General features: G+C 77.1%; 11 protein-coding genes. 3 read left to right on the top strand and 8 right to left on the bottom strand.

Annotated features, from left to right (window positions below; genetic code table 11):
* Positions 1-72 precede the first annotated feature (72 nt).
* Positions 73-948 carry a trypsin-like serine protease gene (locus BLQ97_RS20595; protein ID WP_091368371.1) on the bottom strand — a complete coding sequence of 292 codons (876 nt, stop codon included), beginning with the start codon at positions 946-948 and terminating at the stop codon, positions 73-75.
* 838 nt (positions 949-1,786) lie between these two features.
* On the bottom strand, positions 1,787-2,557 hold the full coding sequence (locus BLQ97_RS23505) for a hypothetical protein (protein WP_175471845.1): 771 nt from the start codon (positions 2,555-2,557) through the stop codon (positions 1,787-1,789).
* A 316-nt stretch (positions 2,558-2,873) separates the two neighbouring features.
* Between BLQ97_RS23505 and BLQ97_RS20580 the strand changes: the two genes are divergently transcribed.
* A complete protein-coding gene (locus BLQ97_RS20580) occupies positions 2,874-4,229 on the top strand; it encodes an APC family permease (RefSeq protein ID WP_091368362.1) in 1,356 nt (451 codons plus the stop codon).
* On the opposite strand, the gene BLQ97_RS20575 is transcribed toward BLQ97_RS20580, so the two are convergent.
* Complete coding sequence (locus BLQ97_RS20575) at positions 4,171-5,085, bottom strand: ATP-grasp domain-containing protein (RefSeq protein ID WP_091368360.1); 915 nt, start codon at positions 5,083-5,085, stop codon at positions 4,171-4,173. The two genes, BLQ97_RS20580 and BLQ97_RS20575, sit on opposite strands and share 59 nt — an antisense overlap.
* Before the next feature lie 39 nt (positions 5,086-5,124).
* On the opposite strand from BLQ97_RS20575, the gene BLQ97_RS20570 reads away from it, so the two are divergent.
* Positions 5,125-6,072, top strand: coding sequence for a nucleoside hydrolase (locus BLQ97_RS20570; RefSeq protein WP_091368357.1), 948 nt, complete (start codon positions 5,125-5,127; stop codon positions 6,070-6,072).
* Positions 6,073-6,078: 6 nt separating this feature from the next.
* Here BLQ97_RS20570 and BLQ97_RS20565 read toward each other — a convergent pair whose 3' ends face one another.
* Positions 6,079-6,774, bottom strand: coding sequence for a GAF and ANTAR domain-containing protein (locus BLQ97_RS20565; protein ID WP_091368353.1), 696 nt, complete (start codon positions 6,772-6,774; stop codon positions 6,079-6,081).
* A 138-nt stretch (positions 6,775-6,912) separates the two neighbouring features.
* On the opposite strand from BLQ97_RS20565, the gene BLQ97_RS20560 reads away from it, so the two are divergent.
* On the top strand, positions 6,913-7,410 hold the full coding sequence (locus BLQ97_RS20560) for an ATP-binding protein (protein WP_091368657.1): 498 nt from the start codon (positions 6,913-6,915) through the stop codon (positions 7,408-7,410).
* 6 nt (positions 7,411-7,416) lie between these two features.
* Here BLQ97_RS20560 and BLQ97_RS20555 read toward each other — a convergent pair whose 3' ends face one another.
* From BLQ97_RS20555 to BLQ97_RS20540, 4 genes are all read right to left on the bottom strand, one after another.
* A complete protein-coding gene (locus BLQ97_RS20555) occupies positions 7,417-7,653 on the bottom strand; it encodes a hypothetical protein (protein ID WP_091368348.1) in 237 nt (78 codons plus the stop codon).
* Between the two features lie 48 nt (positions 7,654-7,701).
* Entirely contained in the window at positions 7,702-8,391 is a 690-nt protein-coding gene (locus tag BLQ97_RS20550; RefSeq protein WP_245692553.1) for an NYN domain-containing protein, read from the bottom strand.
* A 115-nt stretch (positions 8,392-8,506) separates the two neighbouring features.
* Positions 8,507-10,609 carry a putative bifunctional diguanylate cyclase/phosphodiesterase gene (locus BLQ97_RS20545; RefSeq protein ID WP_245692551.1) on the bottom strand — a complete coding sequence of 701 codons (2,103 nt, stop codon included), beginning with the start codon at positions 10,607-10,609 and terminating at the stop codon, positions 8,507-8,509.
* A gap of 126 nt (positions 10,610-10,735) precedes the next feature.
* Positions 10,736-12,364 carry an acyl-CoA dehydrogenase family protein gene (locus BLQ97_RS20540; protein WP_091368651.1) on the bottom strand — a complete coding sequence of 543 codons (1,629 nt, stop codon included), beginning with the start codon at positions 12,362-12,364 and terminating at the stop codon, positions 10,736-10,738.
* Positions 12,365-12,420: the final 56 nt, after the last annotated feature.

Here is a 12,420-nt window from a genome sequence, read left to right as displayed (position 1 = left end):
AGACGACACCGTCCGGGACGCACGGGAGCCCCGGTCCGCGGGTACGGACCGGGGCTCCCTGGTGTGCGGGGGTCAGCCCGCCGCGGGGGTCACCCCGAAGGTCGCCAGCCAGCTCTGCACGACGGGGACGTCCACGCGCTGCAGGCCGTCGATGTAACGGCAGTTGGACGTGTAGCCGTAGCTGGTGACGGTGACCAGGTGGCCCGAGTCGGGCGCGAAGGACGGGCCACCGGAGTCGCCGAAGCAGGTGCCGCCGCCGGCGCGGACGTCGTGCTCGTTGCCGTTGACCTGCAGGATCTGCGGGGTCAGCTTCTGACCCACGACGTCGGTGTAGCGGCGCAGGATCGGGTAGCTCATCGGCGTCGGCTTCTGCGGGCCGGAGTCGGCCTGGCGCACCTCGGTGCCGTAGCCGACGACGCGGAACGCCGTGTGGTTCAGCCGGGGCTGCGCGTAGCGGTCCAGCTCGTTCGGCGCGGCCAGCTGCGCCGGCGCGATGCCGGCCACGGCCTCGTCCAGGACGACGACGCCGACGTCGTTCCAGTTGGCCTGGTCGGTGAAGTCGGAGTACCGCGGGTGCGTGTGCGCGGTGCCGCGGTGCCAGCCCGCGGGGAGCTCGTCGGCCGGCCCGTAGCCCGCGGCGGTGTCCCCCGCGACGGGCAGGTCCGACGGCGGTGCCTCGTCGATGACCGGGTCGAAGGAGACGATCGTGTCGCCCTCGGTGCCGGCCGTGCAGTGCGCCGCGGTGACCACCACGGTCGGCGAGACCAGCGTGCCCGAGCAGCGGTAGCGGCCGCCGTCGTCGTAGAAGGCCAGCATCCCCACGTTGGCGTAGGTGTTGCCGCGGTCCTCGATCCCCCCGGTGACCGCGCCGGCCGGTGCCGGCGCGACCAGTCCCACCGTGAGCAGCGCAGCGGTGCCGGCCAGCACCGCCTTCGTGCGTGCGTGCATCCTCGTCCCCTCGTCGTGAGGCCACACCGCCGTTGGCGTGCCTCCGGAGAGCAACGAACCGCACACGGACGAGATGCGCAACCCCCGGGTTCCGGTGTTTTCCGGTCCGGTGACGCCGGACGGGCGCCCTCCCCGGCCGTCCCGGCGGCGCTGCCGGGTGGGGGTCGGGGAGGGCGCCCGTCGTCGGCCGTGACGCGCGGCGCCCGCGGGGCGGGGCTGCCGTCCTGGCCGCTGCTCGACGGCGCCGGGCCTGGCGGACCGCGGCCGGGTGCGCCGCACGTCTCCACCGGTCCGGCCCGCGAGGGGCCGGGGCCGGCCGTCGGGCGCCCGTCCCGGCCAGGTCCGGCCGGTCAGAGACCCGGGGGACGGGGGGACGTCCGCCCGGGCACCGGCGGGTGCCTGGGGGTCGCCTCCTTCGCGGCTTTCGCTCGGCGGGGCGCGGTGGCGGTCGTCTGCGCCTCCCGGGAGGGTCCGCGCGCTGTCCGGGGAGGAGCAGCCGGCGGTGGGTCGAGGCGGGAGCGGTCGTGCGCCGTGGTCTGTCGGTGCGGGGCTGCCGGCGGCCGCGCGCCGCAGCGGTCGTCCGCGCCTCCCGGGAGGGTCCGCGCGCTGTCCGGGGAGGAGCAGCCGGCGGTGGGTCGAGGCGGGAGCGGTCGTGCGGTGCGGTCGGTCGGCGGCGGTGCCGCGGAGGAGGGCCAGGGGGCGGCCACGGGGGCCGGGGGGAGCGGTGCGCGACCGGTCCGGCGGTCCCGGCCACCCAGGGGGGAAGTGGTGGCCGGGCCCGTCGTCCTCGTCGGGCGAGGGCTGGGACGGCGTCCCCGGGGAGGGGGCGCGCTGCGGGTCAGTCGGGAGCCGGTGGCGGCGGCCGGGGCGAGCCCCGGGCCGTGCCGGGCACCGGGTCGCCCCGGGCCCGCGCCGAGCCGGACCGGCCGGGTGGGCCGGTCCCGCTCCGGAGCACCGCCGGGCGGGCGGGCCAGCCGGCCGGGGCCAGCCCGGGGCCGGTCCCGCCGGGGCGGTGCGGGGGGACCGGCCGGGGTGTCCCGGCCGGAGGGAGCGCCGCGGCGGGGGAAGACGCCGCGGGCTGGACCGTGGGGGTGCTGGGCAGCTCGGTGAGCACGACCGGGCCGGAGGCCGCCGGGCGGGCCGGGGCGGGCCGGCCCCAGGCCAGGTGCGCGCCACCGGGGCCGGCGCCCCACGACGCGAGGCGGCGCAGCGGGTTGGGCCGCGGCGGGGGCACCACGACCGGCGCCGTCGGCCACGCGGCGTGCGCCGCTCCGGGGCCGGCGCCCCACAGCGCCAGGCGCCGGGTCGCGGCCCGCAGCCGGGCACGCAGCCGCGAACCGGCCGGCGCGGGCACCGGCGCGGACGCGGGCGCGCTCGTCACGGGCGGCGCCGGGCGGGGCCGCGGGACCGGCACCGGGCGGGCCACCGGCAGCGGCCGCAGCGTGCGCGGCGCGCCGGGCGAGCGGGTGGCCACCGCCCGGCGCGGGCGCGGCCGGCGGGGCAGCGCGTCGGCCCGCTCGAGCAGGTCGAGCAGGCCGGCGAGGCCGACCGCCGTCAGGTCGTCCGGCAGGGTCGCCGACGACGGAGCAGCTGCCCTGTCGATCGCCATGCCGTCCTCCTGGGGTCTGTGTCCGCGGCCGGGGAAGGTGCCGCGGACGAGGTGAACGGTAGGGACGACGGCGCCCCTGAACGGCCGTTCACGACACCGCGCACCGGCCCCGTGACGCAACCGTTGCGAGCCTCTGACCTGCGGTTCGGCGACCCGGCGCTGCCGCCGAGCACTTGTCGACAAGCCGGTGGCCCGCACGCTCGGGAGCCGCCGGGGAGGCCTCCGGTCACCCCGGGACACGCCCCGGCGCGCCGCGTGTCGCGTGCCACGGCGTCCCGGTTGGCGGGTGGTTCCGGGCCCACCCAGACTCGGGTGGGTGACCTCCCCGCCCACGGACACCGCCCCGGCCGCGTCCGACACCAAGCTGCGCCGCGCCGTCACCGGCCCGCTGCTGTTCCTCTTCATCCTCGGCGACGTGCTGGGCGCGGGCGTCTACGCGCTCGTCGGCGAGGTGGCCGGGGAGGTCGGCGGCGCCATCTGGGTGCCGCTGCTGGGTGCGCTGGTGCTGGCCCTGCTGACGGCGGGCAGCTACGCGGAGCTGGTCACCAAGTACCCGCGGGCGGGTGGCTCGGCGGTGTTCGCCGAGCGGGCGTTCCGCTCGCCGGTGGTCGCCTTCCTGGTGGGCTTCTGCATGCTCGCCGCGGGGGTGACCAGCGCCGCGGGCCTCGCGCTGGCCTTCGCCGGCGACTACCTCGGCGTGTTCCTGGACGTGCCCGCCGCCCCGGCCGCGCTGGTGTTCCTGCTGGCCGTGGCGCTGCTCAACGCCCGCGGCATCCAGGAGTCGCTGCGCGCCAACCTGGTGATGACGCTGGTGGAGACCTCGGGGCTGGTGCTCGTCGTCGTCCTCGGCGCCGTGGTGCTGGGCCGCGGCGACGGCGACCCCGGCCGGGCGCTGGAGTTCCCGCCGGGGGTGTCGGCGGGGACGGCGGTGCTCGCGGCGGCGCTGCTGGCCTACTACTCCTTCGTCGGGTTCGAGACCTCGGCCAACGTCGCCGAGGAGGTGCGCGACGTGCGGCGGGTCTACCCGCGGGCGCTGTTCGGCGCGCTGCTCACCGCGGGCGCGGTGTACGTGCTGGTGGGCCTGGCCGCGGCCGTCGTCCTGCCGCCGGAGGAGCTGGCCGGCTCGAGCGGGCCGCTGCTGGAGGTCGTCCGCGCCGCCGACGCCGGCGTCCCCGACTGGCTGTTCAGCCTGGTCGCCCTCGTCGCGGTCGCCAACGGCGCCCTGCTCACCATGATCATGGCCAGCCGGATGGCCTACGGGCTGGCCGAGCAGCACCTGCTGCCCGCCGTCCTCGGCCGGGTGCTGCCGCGGCGGCGCACGCCGTGGGTGGCCATCGCGGTGACCACGGTGGTGGCGATGGCCCTCACCCTGGTCGGCGACCTGGCCACGCTCGCCAGCACGGTGGTGCTCCTGCTGCTGTTCGTCTTCCTCAGCACCAACGCCGCGGTCCTGGTGCTGCGCCGCGACCGGGTGGAGGGCGACCACTTCCGCGTGCCGGCCGTGGTCCCGGTGCTGGGCATCGCCTCGTGCCTGCTGCTGCTGTGGCAGCAGGAGGCCCGCACCTGGGCCCTGGCCGGGGTGCTGCTCGCCGTGGGCGTGCTGCTCTACCTGGTCACCGCGCTGCCCCGGCGCCGGGCCGAGGCGCGGGAGGGGGACCGAGCCGGGCACTGACCGCGGCGGCCAGCCGCGCGGCGGCCCGGTCGTCGGTGGTGAGGAACAGGCTGGGCTCGGTGAGCTCCACCTCGATGACCTGCGGGTCGCCGTCGGGTCCGGGCACCAGGTCGACCCGGGCGTAGAGCGGGGCACCACCGGCGCGCGCGGCCACCCACGCGAGCGCCCGGTCGCCGAGCGCGCGCTGCCCGGGGGTCGCGGTGCGGCGGGTGATCTCCTCCTCGGCGTAGAGCCCGGGGCCCAGCGCCGCCCCGGCGAGCAGCGCCCCCTTGCCGAAGGCGTGGCCGAACCGCCCGTCGACGTAGACCAGCCCGGTCTCGCCCTCGGCGTCGAGCCGGTCGAGGTAGGGCTGCACCATCACCGCCCGGCCGCTCGCCAGCACCTGCTCGGCCAGCGCGGTGGCCGCCACCCGCTCCGCCGGGCCGAAGCGGGCGGTGTCGCGGGCGCCGGCGGAGACCGCCGGCTTGACCACGACGTCGCCGGACCAGCGGTCCAGCGCCGCGGGCACCTCGGCGGGCCGCTCCGCCCACGCGGTGGGGACGACGGGCACCCCGGCGGCGGCCAGCTCGCGCAGGTAGCGCTTGTCGGTGTTCCAGGTGAGCACGCCGACGGGGTTGTGCAGCGCGGTGACCGTCTCGACGCGGCGCGCCCAGGCCAGGAACTCCTCCCGGCGCGGCGCGTAGTCCCAGGTCGAGCGGACCACGACCGCCCGCGCGGCACCCCAGTCGACGCCGTCGTCGGCCCAGTCGGCGGCCTCGGCGGTCAGGCCCTCGGCGGCGAGCGCGGCCACCAGCAGCGGCTCGTCCTCGTCCTCCCCGAGAGCGGGGGCGCAGCTGGCGAGGAGCACGTCGGGCACGCGCCGATCCTGCCCGACGGCATCTGCTGGGATGACGGCGTGCCCCGACCCCTGGTGATCGACACCGACCCCGGCATCGACGACGCGCTGGCCATCCTGCTGGCGCTGGGCAGCCCCGAGGTGGACCTGCGGCTGGTCACCACCGTGCACGGCAACGTGGAGCTGCCGCAGACGACGGACAACGCGCTGCGGGTGCTGCACCTGGCCGGCCGCTCCGACGTCCCGGTGGCCGCCGGCGCCGCCGAGTCGCTGGTGTACCCGCAGCCCGAGCGCGCCGGGCACGTGCACGGTGCGGCGGGCCTGGGCGGGGTGCAGCTGCCGCCGTCGCCGGCCGCCGTCGACCCCCGCCCGGCGGTGGTGGCGCTGGCCGAGCTGCTGCTGTCGTCCGACGAGCCGGTGACCGTGGCCGCCATCGGGCCGTGGACGAACGTCGCGCTGCTGCTGGCCACCTACCCGGAGGCGGCGGAGCGGATCGGCCGGCTGGTGCTGATGGGCGGCTCGGCCGGGCGCGGCGGCAACGTGACGGCGGCCGCGGAGTTCAACGTGTGGGCCGACCCGGAGGCCGCCGCGCGGGTGCTGGGCTCGACGGTGCCCACGGTGCTCGTCGGTCTCGACGTCACGCTGCCCACGGTGCTCGGCGAGGAGGGGGTCGCCCGCTTCGCCGCTGCGGGGCCGGTCGGGGCGAGCGCGGCGGCGATCCTGCAGCAGTACCTCGACCGGGCGCGCGGCTCGTCCGGCACGACCGGCGTCGTGGTCCACGACGCCCTCGCGCTCACCGAGGCGATCGTCCCCGGGACGCTGGGCACGGTGCGCCGCGACGTCGTCGTCGACACCACCCGCGGCGCCGGGCGCGGGCAGACGCTGGTGGACCGGCGCGCGGTGTCGGACTCCCCCACCGCGGTCGACGTCGCCGAGACCGTGGACAGCGCGGCCGCCGTCGAGTTCCTGGTCGGCCGGCTGACCGGCCTCGCCGCCCGGGTCGGCTGAGCCGGCTCAGCCCGCCGGCGGCTGGTGCGTGGAGGCCACGATGCCCGCGGCGATGTCGCGCAGCTTGCGGTTGTAGCGCTGCGAGGCCTCGCGCAGCAGGTCGAAGGCCGCCTCGGCGTCGACCCGCCGCTGCGCCATGAGCACGCCCTTGGCCTGCTCGATCACCGCCCGCGACTCCATCGCCCGCTGCATGTTGTGGGCCTGCTCGCCCAGCTGCGCGTGGGCGTCGGCGTTGGCCACCGCGATGGCGACGGCCTCGGCCACCTCGCGGGCGGCCTCGGCCGAGGCGTCGGAGACGAAGGCGGCCGGCCGGGTGGAGTAGGTGTTGAGCGCGCCGATCGAGCTGCCCTGGTAGGGCAGCGGTGTGGACAACGAGCTGCGGACGCCGACGCCGACCACCCGGGCGGCGTAGTCGGGCCACCGCTGCTCGGTGGTCATGTCGTCGATCCGCAGCACCACACCGCCGCGCCCGGCGTCCATGCAGGGGCCGTAGCCGCGCTCGTACTGGATCTCGTCGGCGGCCAGCGCCATGTCCCCGTGGTGGGCGGCGGTGACGGCGGTGTCCCCCCGCAGCAGCGTGATCGACGTCGACTCGGCGCCGGGGACGTGCTCGTCGGCCAGCCGGGTGATCTCGCCGAGGACGTCGGCCAGCTCGCGGTCGGCCAGGCGCAGCCGGCTCAGTGCTCGCCACAGGGCTTCCACGGCCCCATCCTGCCCAACGGCAGGCCGCCGGGGGGCACGGCGGCCGCCTCCGAGGGGCCGCCGCTGCGACCACGACGGGTTTCGGTCAGGATGGAGCCGGTCGGGCGTGGTGTCGCGGAGCGGACGCGAGGGGTGGCGATGGGCCAGGAGACGTGGCCGCGCGCAGCCGTGCCCTCGGTGGCCGGCGACGTCTGGCACTGGCAGCTGGAGGCCATGCACGTCGTGTCCCGCGTCCGGGCCGACCTGCGCGCCCGGATCGCCCACCCCTCGGTGAGCTCGTCGTCCACCGACGACGCCCGCGACGGGCTGCTGCTGGTGTTCGAGGAGCTCGCCTCCAACGCGCTGCGGCACGGCGGCGGCGACGTCCGGGCGCTGGTGGTGGCCAGCCCCGCGGGGTGGCTGCTCGACCTCAGCGACGAGGCGCCCGAGAAGCCGCCGGTGCCCGCCGTCGACCGGGATCCCTCCCTCGGCGGGATGGGCCTGCACCTGGTGGCGCAGCTGTCGGTCGACTACGGCTGGGAGCGGCGCCCGGGCCGCAAGCACGTGTGGGCGCGGCTGCCCTCGGGGCTGCAGCCGATCGAGGGCTTCAGCACGCACGTCCCCGAGCCGCGGGCGCCGGAGCTGCCCACCGACTGACCGCCCTCAGGCGGAGTCGGCCACCGCCGCGCCGTCGTGCTCGGCGCGGGCGCAGTGCGCGCAGCAGTAGAACTGGCCCTCGACGGTCATGCCGTGGCCGACCACCTTCACGCCGCAGTGCTCGCAGATCGGCGCCATCCGGTGGATCGCGCACTCGAAGCTGTCGAAGGTGTGCGTGACGCCCTGCGCCACCACCTCGAAGCTCATCGCGTAGTCGTTGCCGCAGACCTCGCACACCGCCATGGCCCCTCCCTTCCCCGGGAGGGACCGCCGGACACCGCCGCCGGCCGATCAGCCGTTGCGGCGGGCGCTCCAGGTGGAGACGAAGTCGCGCAGGCTGCGGGTGGGCCGCAGCCACGCGCCGTCGGGCGGCAGCGCGTCGAGGCGGACGCGGTCCAGCGGCGCGGCGAAGGCGCCCGGCACGTCCTCGATGTCGATGAACTCGATCAGCTCCGAGCCGATCGCGTAGCCGGCGACCTCGCTGAACGCGACGACGACGACCTGCGTGCCGGCACGGGAGAGCTCCTCCAGCGGCTCGGCGAAGTTGCGCCCGTCGCCGGAGAACACGACCAGCCGCCGCAGCCGGTGGCTGTGCGACCGGACACCGATGTGGTCGAGCATGTCCTGGTCGATGTCGTCGTCGGGCTGCTGCTTGGGCCGCGCGAAGACGGCGTAGCCGAACCCCCGCAGCGCCTCGACCCAGCCGCGCATGCTCCCCACCACCGGCGGGATGTTGGCGAAGACGCAGGCCTCGACCTCGGGGGCGTCCGGTGCACCCGGGTCGCCGGCGCCGTCGACGAACCAGGCGGCGATCGCGTCGAAGCGCGGCCGGGAGGCGGCGGTGGGCCGCGCGCCGATGACCGTCGACAGGGTCATGTCGATGTTGGGGGCGTCCCAGATGAGCAGGTCCAGCGCCGGCCGGCCGCGGCCGCGGTCGGCGTCGGCACCGGTGAGGACGGCCGTACCGGTGGTCTCGGTCACGGGGGCAGTCTGCCCGGCCTCCACCGCGGCGGGGGCCGGTGGGTCGGGCGGCGCCGGCGGCCCGGTGGGCGAGCCGGCCCGGCGGACGGCGCGGCGGCGCACCCGCTGGATCACCTCAGCGCAGCTCCCCGGCGAGCGCCAGGGCGCAGGAGTCCCCGCCGCCGGCCCGCACCCGGTCGGCCCAGCGGGTGACCTCGCCGGAGGCCATGGGCCGGGCGAGCAGGTAGCCCTGGGCGAGGTCGCACCCGGCCTCGCGGACCATCCGCAGGTGCTCGGCGGTCTCCACGCCCTCGGCCACCGACCGGATGCCCAGGCTGTGCGCCAGCCCGACGATCGCGCCGAGCACCGCGCCGGTGCCCCCGGCGGCCAGCCGCTCGGCGGCGCTGATCAGCGACCGGTCGATCTTCAGCGTCCCGATGGGCAGCGCCATGAGCTGGGCCAGCGACGACCAGCCGGTGCCGAAGTCGTCGATGGCCACCCGGACGCCGAAGCCCCGCAGGATGGCCAGCTGGTCCTCGGCACGGGTCGGGTCCTCGGCCACCGTGGTCTCGGTCAGCTCCAGCATCAGCTGCTCGGGCGCCAGTCCCGACTCGCGCAGCGCCGTCCGCACGTCGCGGACCAGCGTCTCGGCGGAGAAGTGGCGGGCGCTGATGTTCACCGCCATCCGCAGCGAGAGGCCCTGCTGCGCCCACTCGGCGGCCTGCCGGGTGGTCTCGTGCAGCAGCCAGCGGGTGATCGGGATGAGGTGACCGGTCTCCTCGGCGACGGAGAGGAAGGCGTCCGGGGCGAGCAGGCCGCGCTCCGGGTGCTGCCAGCGCAGCAGCGCCTCCACGCCCTCGACCTCGCCGGTGTCCAGGCGCACCACCGGCTGGTAGTGCACGACGAACTGGTCCAGCGCCCCGTCGCGCAGCCGGGTGGCGACGTCCATCCGCCAGCGGGCGGCGTCGCGCAGGCCCGGGGAGAACAGGTGCACGCGGTCGCGGCCGGCCGCCTTGGCCTCGTAGCCGGCGGCGTCGGCGTCGCTGAGCAGCTGGTGGGCGTGCCGCAGGCCGGGCTGGGCGACGGCGACGCCGATGCTGGCCGACACCGGCACCGACAGGCCGCCGGCGACGAACGGGCGGCCGAAGGAGCGCTGCAGCCGGAAGGCCAGCGAGGCGGCCTCGGGGGTGTCGCAGGACCGGGCCAGGACGACGAACTGGTCGCCGCCCAGCCGGCCGACGGCGTCGCCGGGGCGGACCTGCGTGGTCAGCCGGGTGCCCACCTGGCGCAGCAGCTCGTCGCCGACGGCGTGGCCCAGGGAGTCGTTGACGGTCTTGAAGCCGTCGAGGTCCAGGAAGAGGAGCGCGGTCCGGGACTCCTGGTCCTCGAGCGCCTCGCCGATGAGCTGCAGCAGCCGCGCGCGGTTCGGCAGGCCGGTGAGGTCGTCGTGGTTGGCCTGCCAGGTGAGCCGCTCCTCGCCGCGGGCGCGCTCGGTGAGGTCGGTGTGGGTGATGACGACGGAGCCGGTGTCGTCCACGCGGGCCGCCTGCAGCCGCCACCAGGTCTGCTCGCCGCCGAGGTCGTGGGAGTAGTCGTGGGCGAAGGTGCGGGCGGGGCCGCCGGAGGGCTGGTTGCGCAGCTGGTGCAGCCCGGCGGTGATCCGCTCCACGTCGGCCGGCTGGAGGCCCTGGGCGATCCGGGCCAGGTAGTCGTCGCCGACGTCGGCCGGTTGCCAGCCGCTGGCGCGCACCCGGTCGGCGTTGCCCGCCCAGACGCGGTTGGCGGTGCGGATCCGGCCGGTCTCGTCGAGCAGCACCGTCGGGGAGGGCAGGGCGTCGAGCACCGCCGTCGTCCGCTGCAGCGCGCGGGCCTGGGCGGCCTGGGCGCGGTACCGGGAGTCGACGTCGCGCAGGAAGACCACCACGCCGCCGTGCGCGTCGGCCGTCGCCCGCACCTCGAACCAGCGGTCGGCCGGTCCGTAGAGGTACTCGAACGCGCGCGGCTCGCCGTCCGCCAGGACCGCGTGCACGTGCCGCTGCAGCTCGGAGCCGAGGACGTCGGGGAAGCACTCGCGCACCGGGCGGCCGAGCAGGCGTTCGGGTGGCCGCTGCAGCAGCCGGGCGAGGGCCGCGTTGACCCACGTGAAGCGCCACTCGTGGTCGAGCCGGCAGACGGCGTCCGGCACGCCGGACAGCAGGTCCGGCGGAGCCGGCAGACCGGCGTGGTGGGTCTGGTGCACGTGCTCTCTCTCCCCCTGTCGCCGCTCGCCGGGCCTGCCGGGCAGGCCGATCGGCGACCGGACCGGGACGAGTGGGAAGTCGGTCCGTGCGCGACGCCTACCCGAGGGTAGTGGAGCGCCGGAGGATCAGACAGCGGTGACCGTGGACCGCGCGACGAGACGGGCGGCGGGGACGCCGGCCGGCAGCGTGCCGAGGACCGTTCCCCAGTCCCCGCCCAGGCGGGAGGCGCAGAAGGCGTCGGCGACCTCGGCCGGGGCGTGCCGCAGGAGCAGCGAGCCCTGCAGGCAGAGGGCGAGCAGGCCGGCGACCCGGCGGGCCCGCACCGGCAGCGGCGCGGGGTCGCCGAGCTCGGCGGCGAGGCGCTGCACGGCGGCGTCGAAGCGCCGGTCGGCACCGCGGGCGAGCTCGATCTCGGCGGTCACGGCGGCCAGCGACTCGCTGGTGCGGCCGAGGGCGCGGAGCACGTCGAGGGCGATGACGTTGCCCGAGCCCTCCCAGATCGAGTTGAGCGGCGCCTGACGGTACAGCCGCGGCAGGCCCGACTCCTCGACGTAGCCGTTGCCGCCGAGCACCTCGAGCGCCTCGGCGACGGCGGTCGGCGTCCGCTTGCAGACGAGGAACTTGGCCGCGGCGCCGGCCAGCCGCAGGAACGCGGTCTCCCCGGCGTCGACGGCCGCGGCGAGGCGGACCGCCAGCGCGGTGGCGGCCTCGCTCTCGACGGCGAGGTCGGCGAGGACGTGCTGCATCAGCGGCTGGTCGGCGAGCGGAGCGCCGAAGGCCCGGCGGTGGCGGGCGTGGTGCAGGGCCTGGGTGAGCGCGGCGCGGACGGTGGCCGCCGAGCCGACGACGCAGTCGAGGCGGGTGGCGTTGACCATCTCGATGATCGTCGGCACACCCCGGCCGGGGTCGCCGACGAGCCAGCCGGTGGTGCCGTCGAACTCGACCTCGGCGGAGGCGTTGGCGCGGTCGCCGAGCTTGTCCTTGAGGCGCTGGAGGCGGAAGACGTTGCGGCTGCCGTCGGGGAGCACCCGGGGGACGAGGAAGCAGGAGAGGCCCTCGTCGAGCTGGGCGAGGACGAGGAACAAGTCGCTCATCGGCGCGCTGGTGAACCACTTGTGGCCGGTGAGGGCGTAGGTGCCGTCGGTGCCGGCCACCGCGCGGGTGGTGTTGCTGCGGACGTCGGAGCCGCCCTGCTTCTCGGTCATGCCCATGCCGGCGACGAGGCCGGGCTTGGCGGCGGGGTCGGTGAGGCCGGGGGCGTAGCCGGTCCCGGTGAGGCCGGGCCCGTACCGGGCGGCGAGCTCGGGGGCGGCCCGCAGCGCGGGGACGGCGGCGTAGGTCATGGTGACCGGGCAGCCGTGGCCGGCCTCGACCTGCGTCCAGCCGAGGTACCCGACGGCGCGGCGGACGTGGGCGTGCCGGTCGCCGGCGTCCGCGGCGGCCCACGGCGCGCCGGCCAGCCCGTGCGCGAACGCCGCCCTCATCAGCTCGTGCCAGGCGGGGTGGAACTCGACCTCGTCCACGCGGTGGCCGTAGCGGTCGTGGGTGCGCAGGACGGGGCGGTGCTCGTCGGCCAGGCGGCCCCACTCGCGCGCCTGCTCGCTGCCGGCGAGGGCGCCGAGTTCGGTCAGTGACGCGAGCGCGGCCTCGTCCGCGTACCGCAGACACGCCTCGCGCAGCGCGGCGTCACCGGCGATCGGGTCGTGCCCGACCAGCGGGGGGACCTGGTTGGTGACCTCGTGCGTCGCGCTCACGGCGGGCACCGTACGACCTGCGGCCCGCGCGGCAGCCGTGACGCAGCGGTGACGGC

The organism is Geodermatophilus telluris (genome assembly GCF_900102745.1).
Classification (GTDB): Bacteria; Actinomycetota; Actinomycetes; order Mycobacteriales; family Geodermatophilaceae; genus Geodermatophilus; species Geodermatophilus telluris.
Note: the sequence above shows the minus strand (reverse complement) of the source record. Positions and strands in the feature narration are given on the sequence as shown.